We start from the raw sequence: 17,833 nt of genomic DNA on the forward strand, positions 1-17,833 counted from the left end.
ATCGACCGGGCACTGCTCCACACACGCACCACACGTCGTGCACGACCACAACACCTCGGGATCGATGATGCCGTTGACATCCTCGTGCCCGACCAGCGGACGCTCCGCCTCCGCCCGCGCCTCGGCCGAAATCTTCGCCAGCGCCGCCTCGTTCGGCTTGCCCTCGGCGTCGACGAGACCGATCTCGTCGCCGCCCATGTCCTTGCGGCCGCCGGCCAGCAGGTACGGGGCCTTGGCGTAGCCGTGGTCGCGCAGCGACATGATCAGCAGCTTCGGCGACAGCGGCTTACCGGTGTTCCACGCGGGGCACTGGGACTGGCAGCGACCGCACTCGGTGCAGGTGGTGACGTCGAGGATGTCCTTCCAGGAGAAGTCCTCGAACTTGCCGACGCCGAAGGTGTCGTTGTCCGGGTCCGCGGTCTCCATGTCGATCGGCTTGCCGCCGGACATCATGGGCTTGAGCGCGCCCAGCGCGACGTCGCCGTCGGCCTCGCGCTTGAAGTAGATGTTCGGGAACGCCGAGAAGCGGTGCCACGCAACACCCCAGGTGACGTTGCGGCCGACCAGCAGCAGGAACAGCGCGCCGGAGAGCAGCTTGATGAGCGCGAAGATAGAGACCATGGTCGGGCTCGCGGGCAGCAGCTTGGCGACCTGCTCGGTGAAGAAGTCGGACCAGGTGGTCGAGTGCCCGTAGGTCGCGATCTTGCCGGCCTTCACGAAGATCATGCCCAGGCCCTCGACGAGCACGATGGACTCGATCACGTAGGCGGGCGCGAACTTCGAACCGCTGAAGCGGGACAGGCGCTCCGGCTTCCGGGGGTGGTTCAGCTGGCGAATGATGATCAGCGTCACGATGCCGATGACCGTGCCGATGCCCAGGACCTCGTCCACGAAGTGGTAGATGCCCCAGGAACCGATGATGGGCCAATGGAATTCGGGGTTGAAGACCTGGCCGTAGGCCTCGAACCAGAGGATGAAGCCGGCCAGGAAGCCGATCATCACCAGCCAGTGGGCCCAGCCGACGGTGCGGAACTTGTTCATGCGCGTGTGCGCGAGGAACTCGACCAGCATTGTCTTCAGACGCGGGAAGAACGGCCGCCACCGGTCAGGTGCGGACTGGCCGACCATGATGGTTCGCACGATGCTGCGTGCGCCGCCGATCAACGATGCCCAACAGAAGATTGTGAGCACCGCCCCAATCGTGCCCAGTGTCACTGTCAGGGCATTCATGTCGCGACCTTTCTACCGGTTCAACAAGCTCTCCGAGGGCGGACGGGTTCCGTCCTGGTGGCTTGTATCCTAACGAACAGTAAGTTACTCGCCGGTAACTTAACTGTCCAGCGTGTTCCCACACCGTAAATCCCGGCAAATCCGGAATGAAACAAAGGGCAGGCTTACTTCGAAACCTCTTCTGATTCAGGATGAAAGCGATCTCGCTTCGAGAGGTTGCTTCGACTAAGCTCACGTCGTCCGAAGTCTGTGCGCATCTTCACATGCTCGGGGAGAGTTCGCCGTTTCGCGCGTAGGCAGGGCCTGAGGGAAGCCACCGGGCCTCGCGTGGCGAAGATGCGGACAGCGGATTACCTGATGACGGATTGGAAAAACCGAATGAAGTTTCGCAGCACCACTGCGGCGGCTGCCTTGGTCATCGGCGCAATGACCATGGGGATGACTTCTGCCCACGCCGACGAACCCGCCCCCGTGCTGGACGTGCAGGCGAACGCGGGAATCAGCTACTCGACCAAGCTGGTCGACGGCAAGAACGTCGTGTCGACGTTGAAGAACGGCATCTTCCAGCTCAGCGAGCAGCCGGGTCTCACCGAAGAGGACCCGAAGACCACCCTGGTGAACGTCGTGGACAACCAGGGCGCCACCGTGATCACCTTCCCGCTGGCGTACAACGTGGCCGGTGTGATGATCCCGGTCAAGTCCGAGGTCAAGGAGGAGGGCCGGGTTCTCGAGATCGTTCCCGAGAAGCCCGCCGACTTCAAGCCCGGCACCGCGACCCTGGTCGCCAAGCCCATCGCCTCCGCCGAGGAGAACCAGCGGGCCATGGGTAACTTCTCCACCCAGTTCGGTCTCGCGACCGGCATCGGCTCGTTCATCGGCGGCGCGGTCGGCGCGGCCATCGGCTGCCTGGTGACCATCGTCGCGGGTTGCGTCCCCGGCCTGGTCGCGGGCTTCGGCATCGGCGGCATCCTCGGCACGATCGCCGTGGGCGGCCCGGCGCTGATGGCCAGCGGCGTCGAGCTCATGGAGACGTTCCAGGCGCCGGACGGCACCTCCAAGTGGGCGAAGTAGTTCACGAGTAGTTCAGCGACACCACGTCTCGGCCCGCCCGCTCGTCGGGGCGGGCCGTTCGTGCTTTCGGGGCCTTATCGAGCCGAATTCGTGATGCGGCCCCGGGCATGTCGCGGCGGCTCAGGCGGGTAGTTCCAGCCGCCCCCGAAACGACGCGGTGCCCACGCGCCGCCCGAAGCGGCCGTAGCTGCGCTCGGTCATCTCGAACCCGCCGTCCTCGCGCACGAGCAGGACTGTGCTGCACCGGGTTCCGTGCAGCGGACTGGCGATGAAGCGCGAGGAGTTGATGCGCTCGCCGCGAATGCCGATCCCGGTGTCGGGCAGCTCGTCGTCGGCGGCGCGGGTGCGATCGGCCAGCAGCTCGAGGTAGCCCTCGGTGTCGCCGGGGTCCGCGGCGACCAGCTCGCGCAGCCCGTACACGCCGCTGCGCACCTTGGGCCACACCGGGGCGGGCCGGCCTGTCGGGAGATCGTTTTCGGCCGTCAGGGAGGCGGCCAGCGGCCCGTTCGACAGGCCGTGGAATCCGGGGGTCAGTTCCCGCGGTCCCTGTCCGCTGCGATTGCCCTGCCACCACAGCGTCCGCAGATCCGAGACCACGAGATTGAATCCGTTGTAGTCGTCCGGGGCGGTGGCGACCGCGCGCACGAACTTCTCGGAATCGGCGTCGCCGCCGAGGAAATCCATCATCAGCGCCCCGCGCGAGCGCGCGTCGGCGCGGCGTTCGCCGGGTCCGCGCACGTTGGTCACCGCGGCGAAACGCCGTGATTCGCGTCCCAGTCCCAGCCAGGTTCCGGGCACCGGCCCGGCCGCTCCGCGATCGCGCCCGGCGAGCAGCCCGGGCACCTCGTCCCACTCCCGCAGCGATTCGGTTGGACGGGTATAGAACTCATCCCGATTGGCGGCGACGATCAACCGATACTCCGGATGCGCCCGCCACCCGAGCAACACCAAACACATGCGTCCAGCATGCCGGATGCCTTCCGGCCGGTCCCATGCCCGGACACCGCCGACTCGCCACCCGCGTGCTGCCCCGGGAAACCCGGTGGGCCGGGCGGGCTCGCATCGCCGAGTTCGCTCGCCGCGGGCGCGAGCGGCATCGGATTCCGGGGGCGAAAGGTCCGATCGACCGTGTCCCGGACACCGAAAAGGCCGGTAGCTGTTGCGCTACCGGCCTTCTCGAAGCTCTTACCTGGTGTGCCCGACTAGCTCGTGCGGACCCGCAGTCCCGGGTTGTCCGAGAGCACCGTGCTCAGCGGCTGCGCGAACAGCTGCGGGGCGTTGCCGGTGATCAGGCCGATCAGGTTCGGGATCTCGCAGATCGGGTAGTCCGCGACCGAGGAGGCGCTGGAGATGCCCAGGGCCAGGGTGCCGGTGACGATCGGGCCGCCGCTGTCGCCGGGCAGGGCGCAGATGTTGGCCGAGAAGCTCTGGGTGAGCAGGCGATCGCCGACCTGGACCGACTGGTCGATCGCGTTGACCACGCCGCAGCTGAACCCGGTGCGCGAGCCGGACTTGCAGACCGGGGCGCCGACCACGGGCACGGCCACGCCGGTCACCGCGATGGGCGCGGCGTTCGGGACCCGAACGATGTTGTTGCTGAAGCGATCCCGGCTCTGGTCGTTGATGGACACGATGGAGTAGTCCTGGTTGCCCAGCACCGACTTCTGGAAGCTGCCGAGCTGGCCGCCGACGCGGTCGCTGCCCTGCAGTTCGAAGACGCCGGGGGAGTTGGCGCCGCCGGTGGCGGGAATGTTCGGGTTGCAGTGGCCCGCGGTGATGTTCACGACGTTGCCGGCGTGATCGGAGCCGTTGAAGCCGAGCGAGCAGCGCAGCGACATGCGACCCGCGATGGAGGCGTAGCCGTCGCCGGCGGCCAGCGGGCCGGTGCCCGTGCCGGCGATGGCGCCGGCCTGCTGAACATCGGCTTCTTCGCTGCCGGTGGGCGGCACCGAGCTGACGATGACGCGCGCCGGGTCGACGAAGCTGGGCAGCGCGAGGCCGGGCTGGTCCACCCGCACCGCGATGCTGTTGTTCATGGTGTCGATGGCGACGCCGCGCACGGCCTTGGCGACATCGGCGGGCTGATCGTCCAGCCACTTCTGGAAGGCGTTCTTCTCGCTGCGCAGCACCGACTCGCTCTTGGCGACGTCCTTGGTGCCGAACCCGGCCTCCTGCGCGGCCTTCCGCGCTTCGTCCGCGCCCTGGCCGTTGGTCAGGGCGACCACGGCGCGGCCGGCCTCGTCGAGCCAGGCGCCGGCGAAGACGTTCGGGAACTGGCGCTGCGCGGTCGCCGAGAAGGCGGCCACCTGCTGGGCGAGATCGGCGCGGGCCAGGTAGTCCTGGGGCGAGATCTTGAGGTCGCGGGTGATCGCCTGCACGAGTTCGGCGGGCAGATCCGGGGTCGCGGGTTCCGCGTGTGCGCTCGCCGCCAGCGGCCCGGCAAGCAGCAGCGCGGTGGCCGCTATGGCTGCGTTGCGGACGAGGGACCGTGGCCTGCGGCTCACGGGCGGCGACGAATAGCGCATACGTGGCAGGAGCATGAGCCGACTATATGGTGTCCGCACCGTTATGCCTACTTATTCCCCGGTGACGATTCGGTATTCCACCGGCAAACAGCAGGCACGCCGATATCAAGATCAATGCGTGTCGCCTCAGCCCAGATTCGGCTTCGTGCGGACCTGGATCCCGCTGCCCAAACCGCCGCCCGCGTTGGCGTCGATATCGGCCAGGATGGCCCGAATCGGAATGCCCAGGGTCGCGGTGCCGCCGTAGGAGGCGAGCGCGGCGTTGGCCTCGTTGCAGTTCGGCGCGTCGGCCGCGTTCGAACCGCTGGTGATGCCGAGCGCGCGGGTGCCGGACACGATCGCGCCGCCGCTGTCGCCGCCCAGGGTGCAGGCGCTGCTGGCGAAGCCGCGCACCGTCTTGGACTGACCCTCGGCGGTGTACAGCTGGGTCTCGACCCGGTCGGCGACGACGTAGCCGCAGGTGAAGGTGGAGGACTGGCCGGACTTGCAGACCGGCGCGCCGGTAATGGGATCCGCCACCCCGGTCAGGGTGAGGGTGGTGCCGTTGGCGCCGCGCACCGACGGCTGATCCATGCCGGCGCTCACGGCGGCCTCGTTGAGCCGGATGACCGAGTAGTCCAGCGCCGCGTACCCGCCCAGCCGGGTGGTCACGAAGGTGCCGACCCGCGGGCTCGAACTCAGATCGCGGACGTTGGGCAGGTAGACGTCGGCCTGCTCGTCGGCCTTGCCCAGATTCGGATTGCAGTGTCCGGCACTGATGTTGAGCGCGTTGCCGGCGTTGTCCACGCTGTTGAAACCGAACGAGCACACGTCGACGCTCTGCAGCGCGGCGTCGTTCAGCGCGGTCGGGGCGCTGATGTAGGTGTCGCCGCCCATGGGCCTGCGCTCCACCGGGCCGCCGCCGTCCGGCGAGAGCACCACCTTGATGTTGGCGATGAGCGTGGGCAGGTTGAGCAGGTGGCCGCCGGGGGTGTTGGCGACGCTCACCACCAGCTGGCTGTTGAGGAAGTCGATGGCGACCGAATTGATGGCGCCGGAGATCTCGCGCGGAATGCCGGTGATCCAGTTGTTCAACTGATCCAGCGAGCTCTCGAGGTTATCGGCGTTGATCGGCGCGAGCCGGGTCTGATATCCGTCGGCGGCGACAACGCGCGCGGCATCGAGGGAGGTGACCGCCAGGACCGGTTTGCCGTCGGTGCCCATCCAGGCGCCCGCGAACTCCTCGGGGCGCTCGGCGCGGAATTCCTTTGCGTAGTTCTGCAATTCCTGCGCCTTGGCGGCACGGTCCAGATATTCCGCGGGCGACATCTTCAGGTCGCGCGCGATCGCCTGCACCAATTCGGCGGGCAGGGCGTCGGCCGCGGGATCGGCGGCGGCCGGTGACGCCGCCAGCAGGGGACTGACCAGGACGGCCGAAACGAAAGCGAGGCTTGCTGTTCGGACCGTGGCGCGGCGCGCCGAGAACTTGCGCATGGAGTCCCTTCGTAGTGCACCAGCAGACCGACTGTCCGGTTACCGTGCGGAACATCGGTCAGCGCATCACTTTAGGGCACAAGCCCGGAAAGGTCTCTACGAAATCAGCGCGAATACTGCGCCCACGGATTCTGCACCGGCGGTGGGGTCGGGAGTTCGAACAGCGGCGGCGGATATTGCTGGGTCGTCACCGGTGGACGCGTCGTGCTCGGGGGCGTCGAATCCGGAATCGCCGTCGGCGGAGCCGTTTCGGCGGTCGTGGTCGGCGGCGGCGTGGTGGCCGGGGCGGGTTCGGCGGGTTCGGACACCGGGGGTGCGGCGGCGTCGGGCGTGGTGGTCAGTGGCGGTACCGCGCCGGCGGTCATCGACGGTTGCGAGGCCACCTCGCCGCGCGGCGGGCCGGGCTGCTCCTCGTCCGGGCGCAACACCGTCGCCACCCCGAGGCCACCGAGCAGCAAACCGATGACCGCCGCCGCGGCGGCGATGATGTACGGCCCGCGCGAACCGCGATCACGCCCGGGCGACGGGGCGGCAACCGGCGCGGGCACCACGGGTTCGGCGGTGGTCGCCACGGGGATGGCGGCCGAATACGCCTGTGCCAGGGGCGCGTGCTTGGACACCGCGGGCAGGATGTCGGTGACCTCCGCCGAATTCTGCGTGCTCGCGGTCGGGTCGGGCGGGGTCACCCCCGCCGGGGTGGCCAGCACCGCGGCCAGAGCCGCGCGAGCGGCGTTGTACGCGAAGGACTTCGCGGTGTCGTCCGCCGAGGACTGCGGCAGGTCGCGCTCGCTGACCAGCACCACGGCCTTGAGCCCCAGGTAGTCCAGCGCCTCGCGCAGGGCGCGCACATTCGATTCCGGCCAGCCGGTCGGATGCGTGGCGTAGAACTCGGCGGGCCCCTCGAGCAGATCGGCGGCCAGATTGATGAGGCAGAAGGCGGCGGTGGCCATGAGGTCCTCGGCGCGATACGCCTCGCCCTCGTCCACCGGCATGCCCGCGGGGTCGCCGACGGCGGTGACGAAACCGCGAATCGAGTGCGCGCCCGACTCCGGCGGGTCGCCGCCGAGCACGGCGTCCCCGTCGTCGGACATGTGCAGCACGGACTCGCGCACGATGTAGTGCACCGGGAGTGTGGCATCGTCACCGGTCACGACAGCCACGACGGATTCGTCGTCGGCTATCCGCAGGCCCACCCCAGTGGCCATCCTCGTTACCTCACTCGGTGCGTCCGGGTCCCGCTCGCGCCCGGGTCATACGAGGAGGGATCCGTGACCCATGGCGCGAAGCATTGACAATAGCTCCGAACGGGAGCTCGCACCGATTCGACGGCGTATCCGTGCCACATGATGCTCCACCGTCTTGGCGGAGATATAGAGCCGCGCGCCGATCTCCCGGTAGGTCAAGCCGAGAAGTACCAGCTCCGCGACCTCCCGCTCCCGTTCACTCAGGACGGTATCCGCGAGTGGTTCGGGGCGGGGAGCCGGGGTGGGCGGCGCGGGCGCGCGGACCGGTGATTCGGGTGGGCGGGCCTGGGCGCGCACGGTGCGGGCCAGCTTCAGCAGGGCGGTCGCGGTGCCGGCGTCGGCGGCCGCCAGGGCGGCTTCGCTGGCCAGGCGGGCGGCGTCCCAGATGAGACCGAGTTCGGCCAGCCGGGCGACGGCGGTCTCGACCGGCGCGCGCTCGACCTGCCCGCGCAGCACCAGGACCCAGGTGCGGCCCGCGTCGGCCAGGATCGCGGCCTGCGGGTCGCCGGCCAGCGCCGCGGCCTTGAGCCGATGTGCGTGCGGCAGCAGATCGCGGGGGCTCTCGTGCGCGAGGGCGGCCTGAATCGCGTACCAGTGGAAGGCATTCGCCCAGGCGGGCGGATCGCCGAGCCGGTGCAGCAGGTCCGCGGCCGAGTCCACCAGGGCCGAGACGCGGCTCTCGTCCCGCAGCCGGATGCCCGCCAGCCACAGCTCGCCGATGGGCAGCAGTGCGAGCAGGTCCGCGCTGACCTCGTCGAACAGCGGGTACGCCGCCTGCCAGGCCAGCACCAGCGCGGTGTGATCGCCGGAGCGGCGGGCCAGGCCGATGATCACCCCGTGCGCGAGCAGCCGGTCGCGCGGATCCAGCGCGGCCACATCCAGTTCCGCGATGCCGGCCGCCGCCGACTGCTCGTCGCCGCCGAGCATGGCGACCCAGGCGGCCAGCACCGCGTGCTGTGGGTCCCCGGCCGCGCCCCGCAGCGCGTCGGCGGCCCGGCGCGGTTCGCCCATGCTCAGGCACAGCAGGGTCGCTATGGATACCGCCGAGCACGGCAGGAATCGGTCCCCGCCGTTCTCCGCGGGCCCGACCCCCGAGTGCGCGGCGTGGATGAGCGCGGAGGCGGCCGCCGTCGCCGCGGTGCGGCCGGTGTCGGCGCCGCGCGGACCGGATCGCGCGGGCGGCGCGCCGTAGCGCGCGAGCGCCGGCTGCCACCGTTCCGGTGCGGGCTCCCGACGGGTGGGCACGCGGTCCGGCCGGTCGGGCTGTGAGCCCGTGAGTACGCCGTTGTGTGGGCGCGCGGGTTGTGCGGCACCGCCGGGGAGGTACCCGGTCCCGGGCGCGGTGGTGCGCGCGGATTCGGGATCATGCGTCGTGTCGGATTGCGAGTGCGCCGCGGTGTCGAGCTGTGCGGCGCCGGGGAGGTACCCGGTCCCGGGCGCGGTGGTGCGGCCGGTCGCCGAATCATGTTCTGCGCGAAGCGCCGTCTCCGAGTGAGGGGACGTGGTTGTCCCCGACGTCGGGTGAGCGGTGGCGTTCGCGCCACGGTGCGTCGATGTCCCGGGGCTCGGCTGTGCCGGTGCGGGCGGGAGATAGCCGCCGGCGCGGGGGCCGGCATGGACTGTGCCGGAACCGAACTCATCGGGGGACGGGGCCGATCCGGGGTCGGGTGCGGGGCGGCCCGGGCGGCGCTGGGGCAGGCCCGGCGGGGTCACGGAGTCGGCCAGGGCCTCGGCGATCAGGGCGGCGCGGGCGGTGGCCTCGGTGGGGGGCCACTGGGACGCGGTGGCGGCGAGGGCGCGGGCGGTGGCGGTGTCCCCTGAGAGGTAGAGCACCGCGGCCGCCACGGCCCAGTCCGGTCCCGCGCGGTCGGGGCCGAGCCAGGTGTAGAGCTGGGCGGCCCGGGGCACCAGGCCGCGCCTGGTCCACACGCCCGCGCAGACGCGCACGGCGGCGGCCAGATCCGCGGGGGTGGCGGTATCGCGGGCCAGGGTCGGTTCGGCCAGGCGCAGGGCGGAATCGCAGTCCCCGGCGCGCGCGGCGGCGTCGGCCCAGCGCACGGCGATGGTCGCGGGATCCGCGCCCGCCGCCGCGGCGGCGGCGTAGTGCCGGACGGCGTCGTCGCCCGCCTTTTCCGCAGCGGTGCAGAGGAATTCGGCCAGGCGTTCGTCGCGGACCCCGGATTCGGCGAGCAGCAGCGCGGTGTGGTCGCGCAGCAGTCCGGCGTCCAGGCGGGCCCGCAGCAGCCGGCGCTGCACCGCCAGCAGCCTGCGGTCGCCGACGAGCGTGCGCAGCGGCGCGATGGCCGGGGCCAGCAGCAGATCCGCGTCGGTGATGAGCGCGCCGGCGCGGGCGCGGTCCACCAGATCCTGTGCGGCGCTCAGTGATACGTCGAGCACCTCGGTGAGCTCACTGGTGTCCAGGCCGGCGCCGATGGCCGCGACCACGAACGTGTCGAGCAGGTCGGGGTCGGCGTCGTCGAGCCGGGCGCGGGCCCAGGCGGCGACGGCCTCGTCCACCGCGGTGATGCCGGAGTCGAGGCGGGTCGCGCAGGCGGCGGTCAGGGCCGCCACCACACCGCCGTGGATACCGGCGGTCTGCTTGTGGATGTGCTGGGCCAGGCCGCGCGGCACCATCATGCCGAGTTCGCGTGCGAACGGGGCGATTTCGGTCGCGCCCAGGGCCCGCAGATCCACCACCCGGCCGCGGCGCGACACCAGATCGGTGAGCGCGCGCAGTCCGGCGTCGTGCGGGCGCGGGCGGGTCGCGATGATCACCGCGCAGCGGCCCGACTCGGCCACGGCGCGGAGTGTTTCCAGCGCCCGCGGGCTCAGGTCGTGCGCGTCGTCCACGACCAGGGCCGCGCCCCGGCGCGCGAGCGAACGGGTCGCCCCCCGGAGGCCGGGCAGGCCGGTGCCGGGCACCTGCGCGACGATGCCGCTCGATTCCGGCTCGTGCGCCGGATCATGCTGGGCCAGTAGCTCGTCCGGGTTGTCGATCAACAGCGCGCCCCGGGCGCGCAGCCGGGCCCGGACCGCGCCGAGCAGCACCGATTTACCGGTGCCCGAGCGGCCGCGAATCAGGAACAGCGGGGGAGCGGAGTCGTCGGAGTCCAGCTCACGAAGGATTTCACGCGCGCACGGCAGGGAATCGAGCGCTACGGGGGTGTTGCCTACCACGATGATTCAACTCTCATCCACCGGTGTGCGGAAGAATAGTGCCCGGCACCTTGGGCGCCGCGTTGCCTAATGGATCGGCGAGCGGTTCGGTGACGAGCGGCGGAACGGCCGGCAGCGCGGGCGGCTGCAGCGACGGGAGTTGCGGGTTCACCGGCTGTGCCACCGGAACCTGCTCTGTGGCAGGCACTTCGGTGGTACCCGGTGGTGCGGTGGGATCGGTGGCCGGTAGCCCGTCGGCGGTCGTGGCCGCGCCCGGTGTGCCCGCGCGGGCCGCGGTGGTGGTCACCGGATGGCCGATGGGAGCGGCGCGGCCGCCGGCGGCGGACACGGCCTCGGGGGTGTCCAGCGCGGCCACCGTGGTCGAAGACGGTTGCGGGGCGGTGGGATCCGCGGGGGCCGACTGCACGCCGGTGCCCATCGCGAGGGTGCCCGTGGCCAGCGCCGCCACCGCCACGGCGACGGCCCCGGCGACGGCTACGCGCCGCCAGTGGGTGAAGCCGCCGGTGGGCTGTTCGGTCGCGGGTAGCGCCGGAATCCGGCGGACGGGGTTGGGGGGACGCACGGGAGTCGCCGCACCGCTTCGGTTCTCGTGGATCGCCGGCCGGTGGTGTGCGGTGTCGAGCTCGGCGTCGTCCGCCGGTCGCGGCGACTCGTGATACCGGTGCGGTGTGTCGGATTCGGCTCGCGCCACCGGGTTCTCGGCGGGCGGCCGATCCTCGAACTCCGCGCCCGGTTCGCGCGCGGTGCCCACCGGATGGTTCCGCAGTCGCGCGGCGCGGACCGCGGCAGGATGCGATTCGCGCCCGGCCTGCCGGGGCGCCGGCAGCGGTACGGACAGGGCGGCATGCGGTTCGGTGGTGGTGATGTCGGCCAGCAGATCGGCGGCCAGCAGCGCCGCGCCGTGCGCGCTCAGGTGCGCCGGGTCGGCGGCCGCCGCCACCGGGATGCCGAATTCGGTGGAGAGCATTTCGGTGACCAGCGGGATGGCCGCGCTGCCGCCGGTGAGCAGAATGCCGTCGAGGTCCGCGATCGTCAGGCCCGCGCGACTCACGGCGTCGCAGACGAGCTCGAGCGAGGTGAGCAGCGGCGCGCGGAAAAGGTCCTCGATCTCATCGCGCACGAGCCGCACATCGACCGGGCCAATTTCGGGCAAACACACCGGAACCATCGTCGCGGTCTCTTTGCTGAGAATTTCTTTCGCGTTTCGGCAGCGCACCCGCAACGCCGACAATTCCTGTTCCACCAGCGGGTCGAACGGGTCGAAATCCTTATCGCCCACCGCATAGGCGAGCACGTAACGCATGGTCAGCAGATCGAATTCCGCACCCGCCACGCCGGTATCGCGGAGGGGCTCGCCGAGCAGGCCCGAGAGTGCGCCGGTGCGGACGATCGAGATCGTCACTCCCGTCGCGCCCAGGTCGTAGACGACCATCGCGCCGTCGTGGCTCGACTGGTGCACCTCCTGCAGCCAGCGCATGGCGGCCGTGGGTTCGGGGACCAGGGCGACGCCGTCCAGGCCCGCCGCGGCCAGGGCCGCACGCTGCGCCTCGACCGTGTGCTGGGTCCACCACGCCGGGTAGCAGGCCACCGCGGCGTCGGCGGCGGAGCCCGCGTCGTTCACGGCCCGGCCGACCGCCGCGGCGACGAGATCCGCTGCGCGCACGGCGGTTCCGTCCGCCATGCGCATGTCCACGGGATCCCCCACCCGGGACAGGAAACTTTCCGGTAGATCCTGCTCGCGGCCCGGCGCACTCGGCCGCACCCGCAGTTGTCGTTGTTCCCCCGAAGATGTCACGGCGACCGTATTGGACGACCCGACAGTGATGCCGAGCGCCATCCCCTGCCTCATTCGTGATCCCCTGTCAATTGATTCACGCGACGTTGAATCGCGTGCCGCCCGCAGCTCATTAGTCCGATTTGTACGAAAAAGTGGTGTAGGCCGGGTGGCCCATGGGGGCTGTCGGTTGCTGGGGGTTCGTTGTTACTGCCCGACACGCGGATGTGGGGAATTTCCCCTAATGTCCCGACACCCCCCAAAGTTGCGACACGCCGTGTAAGGGGGGCGCGCCCCGTTTCGGCGTAACGGCGCGCGTTCCTAACGTGAAAGGAAATTCGAGCAGCGCGGGCCACCGGGGCCTGCCCACCGCAGGAGATGATTCGACATGAGCCCCAACGCAATTCTCGAGTTCATTCTCAACCTGCTGCGCGACCAGGACGCGGCCGCCGGATATTGCGCCAACCCCGCCCAGGCTCTCCTGGACGCCGGCCTCACCGCCGTGACCCCCGAGGACATCGCCGCCGTGGCGCCCATGGTCGCCGAGTCGGCCCTGGTAGCCGGAGGTTCGCAGCTGTCCGCGATCATCGCCGCCGGCGGTGCGGGAGCCGGCGTGAACGGCTCGACCGCGCTGGAAGGGGCCGCCGCGACCAACGGCGCGGCGGTGACCTCCGCCGTCGCGGGCCTCGGGATCACCACCGCCGCCGCGACGACCGCCGGCGTCGGCGTGGACGCCGGGGTCGATACGGCGGCCGCCCTCGGCACGACGGCCGGCGTCGAGGCTGCGGTGAACGCCGCCCTGGGCGCGGGTGCCGCCCTCTCCGCCGCAGCCGACGCGGCCGCCGACGTGGCGGCAGGCGCCGGTGTGACCACGGCTCTGGGCGCGCAGGCGGCCACCGACCTGTCCGCCGGCCTCGGCGCCGCCCTGGACGCGGCCACCACCCTCGGAACCGGCGCAGCCGCGGTGGCAACCGCCGGCGCCCAACTCGGAACCGGCTTGGAGACAGGTCTTTCCGCCGGTGTCGGCGCGGTCACCGGTGTGGGCACCGACGTCGCGGCGGGGGTCGATGTCGCCCTCGGTGCGGGTGCACAGGCTGTGAGTGGTGTGGATGCGGCGCTCGGTGCGGGTGCGCAGGTGGTCAGCGGTGTGGATGCGGCAGTCGGCGCGGGTGCGCAGGCCGCAGGTGGTTTGGCGGGCGGTCTCGCCGCCGGAGCCCAGGCCGCGGCGGGCGCGGGCGCGGCTCTCGGCACGGCGGTGGATGCCGCCGCCGAGCTGTCGACCGGCCTCGGCACGGCGGCGAATGCGGCCGTCCAGGTCGGAAGTGGCTTGGAGACGGGTCTTTCCGCCGGTGCCGGCGCGGTGACCGGCGTCGGCGCCGGCCTCGCGGCAGGCGTGGACGCCGCCGCCGGAGCCGGAGCCGGCCTCGGCGCAGCTGCGGCCGCCGCGGTGGACGCGTCGACTCAGGCGGCGGCGAGTGTTGGAGCGGCCGTGGATGCGGCAGCAGGTGTCGGCGTCGGCGCAGGCGTCGACCTCGATACCGGTATCGATGCTGCGGCAGGCGCGGTCACGGGTCTTGCGGCGGGTGTCGGCGGGACGGTCGACGCCGCTACCCACATCGGAAATGGTCTGGAGACAGGTCTTTCCGCTGGCGTTGGAGCAGTCGCGGATGCGGGGGCCGATCTCGGTGCGGCACTGTCCGCAGGTGTCGGTGCCGGCGCGCAGGCGGCCGCCGGCGTGACCGGCGGGACGGACGCGGCTCTCGGCGCTGTCGTCGACGTGGCAGGCGACCTCGCGACGGGCGTCGACGCGGCCGCGCAGGTCGGAACCGGCTTGGAGACAGGGATTTCCGCCGGTGCCGGTGCTGCGCCGGGCGTGGGTGCGGCCGTGGACGCGGTGGTTGGGGCGGGAGTTGACGCCGCGACCGGACTCGGCGGGATTGTCGACGCGGGCGCGGCTCTCGGTACGGGTGTGGAGGCGGCAGTCGGGGCGGGAGCCGGCCTCGGTACAGGCATTGCCGCCGGAGTTGACGGGGTTCTTGACGCTGGGGCGGCTGTCGGCGCGGGTGCCGAGAGTGTCGTTGGGGCCGGTGCCGGACTGGGGGCGGGGGTGGTTACCGGTCTCGACGCGGCCGTCGATGCTGGCGCTCAGGTCGGAAGTGGTTTGGAGACGGGGCTTTCCACCGGGTTGGGTGCTGCGACCGGCTTGGGCGGGGGTCTCGAGGCCGGGTTGGGGGCCGTCGGTGACGCGGGCGCGCAGGCGGGTGCCGGTGTCGACGCGGCTGTCGGCGCGGGTGCTGGGCTGGCGGCGGGGGTTGGCGCGGCGGTCGATGCCGGGGCGGGATTGGCATCAGGAGTGGGTGCGGCTGTTGACGCCGGTGCGGACCTGGGTGCCGGGATCGGGGCGGTGAGTGATGCCGGGGCGCTGGTTGGGAGTGGTTTGGAGACCGGGCTTTCCAGTGGTGTGGGGACGGTGACCGGTGTGGGTGCCGGGGTTGGGACCGCTGTGGACTCGGGGCTCGATGGTGGAGCGGGGTTGTCCACCGCGCTGGGTGCCGCTGCCGACGCGGGTGTGGGTGCCGCCGCCGAAGCTAATGCCGGTGCGGGAGTTGACGTGGGCGCGGGTGCAGGCGCGGGGCTCGGGGCCGGGCTCGACTCGGGGGCGCAGGCGGGGAGTGGGCTCGAGACGGGACTGACCGGGGTGGGGGACGCGGTCACGGACTCGGGGCTGGGTGCCGAGGCCAATCCGTGGGCGGGGCTGGACGTTTCGCAGGCGTTCGGCGAGGGGGACGCGGGGATCGACGGCGGGCTGTTCGGGGACGGCGGCTTGGACGGTGGCAGCGAGTTGGGCAGCTACGCGGGCGGGGACATCGTGGGGGACATGCTGCACTCGTGACCGGAGGTCGGGGCGCGGGCAAGTCGGTGGGACTAAGTCGAAGGTGGCGATTCGCGGATGTCGCAGGAGGCGAACATGTGTCGTGGTGCTCTACCCGGGAGGGTGCACCAACACGGGATACCCGGTGCGCGGTCGGCGATTCGGGCGGGCGGGACCGTGCAGGGGTTCCCGGCCACCCACCTTCGAAGCGGCCGAACCCCCGCGTCCGACCACTCCGGCGGGGCCCGTCGGGGACGGAGGGTGTGGTGAGCGCGGGGGTGGGACGCGGGGGACTGTTGGAGGTGCTGGGGGAAGCGGTGGGGGTCGCGCGGGAGGCGGGGCGGGGGGACCTGGTGGGGCGGTTGGGGATCGTGGCGGGGCGGGTGCGGGACCCGCGGCGGCGGATCGTGGTGTGCGGGTTGGGGAACCAGGGGAAGAGCCGGTTCGTCAACGCGCTGGTGAACTCGGGGCTGTGTGTGGTTGGGGATGATTCGGCGGGGGTTGTCGCGGTGACGCTCTCGTACGGGGAGCGGGAGCTGGTCGAGCTGGTGGTCGCGGGGGCCGAGGGGGAGGAGCCGGGCCGGATCGAGGTGGCGGGGGACCGGTTGGCGGAGGTGGTCGCGGGGCGGGGCGCGGCGCGGGGGCGGGTCGTGCTGGGGGTGGAGGTGCGGACGCCGAACCGGCTGCTGGCCGACGGGATCGTGGTGGTGGACACGCCGGGGCTGGGTGCGCACGGGGGCGGGGGGACGGCTGCGGTGCTGGCCGGCGCGCCCACGGCGGACGCGGTCCTGATGGTCACCGACGCGTCCACCGAGTTGACCGAGCCCGAGGTGGAGCTGCTGCGACAGGTGCGCGAATTGTGCCCGGCCACCGCGGTATTGCTCGCCAAGGTGGATCTGTATCCGCACTGGCGTCAGGTGTTCGAGGCCGATCAACGGCATCTGGCCACCGCCGGGCTGGACATCCCGATCCTGCCTGTGTCCGCTCTGCTGCGGGAGCACGCGCTGCGATTGCAGGACGAGCAGCTCGGGCGCGAGTCCGGGTTCGGCCCGGTGTTCGGGTTCCTGCGCGAGCAGGTCGTCGCCCGGGACGAGGCGGCGCTCGTACGCACCGCGGCCGTCGACATCGCTTCCGCCACGGAACATCTCGCGCTCGCCCTGGGCAGTGAGCTGGTGGCGCTGCGCGACCCCGAACGCGGCGCGGCCGCCATCGGTGAACTGCACGCCGCCAAGACCGCCGCCGAACAGCTGCGCCGCCGCACCGCGGTCTGGCAGCAGACCCTCGGCGACGGCATCACCGACCTGGTCGGCGACATCGACCACGACCTGCGTAATCGCCTGCGCGACATCGCCCGCACCGCCGAGGACTGGATCGACGAGAACGACCCCGGCCGGCACTGGGACACCGTGGAGGAATGGCTCTCGGGCACCGTCGGCACGGCCGTCGGTGACAATCTGCTCTGGACCCGCACCCGCGCGGTCCGGCTGGCCGAGCGGGTCGCCGAGCACTTCGCCGAGATCGGCGCGGTCGACCTGCCGGACGTACGAGAAGGTCTGGACGGCAACGTCTCCCGATCCGGCTCCTGCACCCTGTCGGATCTGGAGCCCGACCTCGGCTTCGGCCACAAGCTCCTGGTCGGCGTGCGCGGTTCCTACGGCGGCGTCGTCATGGCCGGCCTGGCGGGCACCCTCGCCGGCCTGTCACTGGTCAACCCGCTGTCCCTGGGCGCGGGCCTGATCTTGGGCGGCAAGGCTTTCCGCGACGACAAGCAGGCCCGCCTGCTCAAGCGCCGCGCCGACGCGAAGATCGCCGTCCGGCGCTACCTCGACGACGTCGCCTTCCACACCGCCAAGGAGACCAAGGACCGCCTGCACCGCGTCCACCGTCTGCTGCGCGATCATTTCACCGCCGTCGCCGACCGCACCCTGCGCTCGCTCGACGAATCCCTGCGCGCCGCCCAGGAAGCCGCGACCCTCGAAGCCACCGCCCGCAGCACGCGCGCCGCGACCCTCGAACGCCGCCTGCACGCGGTGGCCGATCTCCGCCGCCGCGCCGACGCCCTCCTCGCTCCAGCCGCGCCGCACACCGCCCTGCCGCCGGCTTCCTGACGCGTCGCCGAGTTCCGCCCGTGGCGCGCCGGTGCGTGTGGGTCTCGGTGAGATTCATCAGGAAATCGAAAGGCCGCGGCAGCGGCGGACCGGTGCGCAACTGCTCAGGGATCGCCGCACGGCCTGCCCCGCAGCTTGCGCCACCCGGGTGACGCGATCGGCCCGTGTGGGCTGTCGCCTGGACCGGCGCACGGCACGTGCGCCGGTCCCGCCCGATCCGATCGGGCGCCCGCCGCCGCGTCGCAGATCTCATGCCGCCGGAGACCTTCGGGAACCCCGCGGGACATCGCGCCTCGACCGTCGCGACACATCGCGTCCCGGAAATCGTGCGATCGCACCGTCGTCACCGGCACACTCGT

General features: G+C 71.6%; 10 protein-coding genes. 3 read left to right on the forward strand and 7 right to left on the reverse strand.

Features of this window, described 5'->3' with window-relative positions:
- Nucleotides 1-1,230: 4Fe-4S dicluster domain-containing protein (locus ACWDOP_RS30275; protein WP_456347776.1), on the reverse strand; the 1,230-nt coding region annotated here is incomplete at its 3' end.
- 438 nt (nt 1,231-1,668) lie between these two features.
- On the opposite strand from ACWDOP_RS30275, the gene ACWDOP_RS30280 reads away from it, so the two are divergent.
- A complete protein-coding gene (locus ACWDOP_RS30280) occupies nt 1,669-2,301 on the forward strand; it encodes a hypothetical protein (protein ID WP_454204458.1) in 633 nt (210 codons plus the stop codon).
- 120 nt (nt 2,302-2,421) lie between these two features.
- On the opposite strand, the gene ACWDOP_RS30285 is transcribed toward ACWDOP_RS30280, so the two are convergent.
- From ACWDOP_RS30285 to ACWDOP_RS30310, 6 genes are all read right to left on the reverse strand, one after another.
- Nucleotides 2,422-3,258: an NRDE family protein gene (locus ACWDOP_RS30285; protein ID WP_456347777.1), complete on the reverse strand. Its 837-nt coding sequence runs from the start codon at nt 3,256-3,258 to the stop codon at nt 2,422-2,424.
- Nucleotides 3,259-3,503: 245 nt separating this feature from the next.
- On the reverse strand, nt 3,504-4,841 hold the full coding sequence (locus ACWDOP_RS30290; protein WP_456347778.1) for a S1 family peptidase: 1,338 nt from the start codon (nt 4,839-4,841) through the stop codon (nt 3,504-3,506).
- Between the two features lie 111 nt (nt 4,842-4,952).
- On the reverse strand, nt 4,953-6,299 hold the full coding sequence (locus ACWDOP_RS30295) for a S1 family peptidase (protein ID WP_456347779.1): 1,347 nt from the start codon (nt 6,297-6,299) through the stop codon (nt 4,953-4,955).
- 104 nt (nt 6,300-6,403) lie between these two features.
- Entirely contained in the window at nt 6,404-7,504 is a 1,101-nt protein-coding gene (locus ACWDOP_RS30300) for a hypothetical protein (protein ID WP_456347780.1), read from the reverse strand.
- A gap of 45 nt (nt 7,505-7,549) precedes the next feature.
- Nucleotides 7,550-10,720, reverse strand: coding sequence for a LuxR C-terminal-related transcriptional regulator (locus tag ACWDOP_RS30305; RefSeq protein WP_456347781.1), 3,171 nt, complete (start codon nt 10,718-10,720; stop codon nt 7,550-7,552).
- Between the two features lie 13 nt (nt 10,721-10,733).
- Nucleotides 10,734-12,569: an Hsp70 family protein gene (locus ACWDOP_RS30310; RefSeq protein WP_456347782.1), complete on the reverse strand. Its 1,836-nt coding sequence runs from the start codon at nt 12,567-12,569 to the stop codon at nt 10,734-10,736.
- A gap of 313 nt (nt 12,570-12,882) precedes the next feature.
- Between ACWDOP_RS30310 and ACWDOP_RS30315 the strand changes: the two genes are divergently transcribed.
- Both ACWDOP_RS30315 and ACWDOP_RS30320 read left to right on the forward strand, forming a co-directional pair.
- The gene (locus tag ACWDOP_RS30315; protein ID WP_456347783.1) at nt 12,883-15,387 is read left to right on the forward strand and encodes an IniB N-terminal domain-containing protein; all 2,505 of its coding nucleotides are present in this window, start codon (nt 12,883-12,885) and stop codon (nt 15,385-15,387) included.
- Nucleotides 15,388-15,632: 245 nt separating this feature from the next.
- Nucleotides 15,633-17,474 carry a dynamin family protein gene (locus tag ACWDOP_RS30320; RefSeq protein WP_456347784.1) on the forward strand — a complete coding sequence of 614 codons (1,842 nt, stop codon included), beginning with the start codon at nt 15,633-15,635 and terminating at the stop codon, nt 17,472-17,474.
- Nucleotides 17,475-17,833: the final 359 nt, after the last annotated feature.

This window comes from Nocardia sp. NPDC003693 (assembly GCF_053981095.1).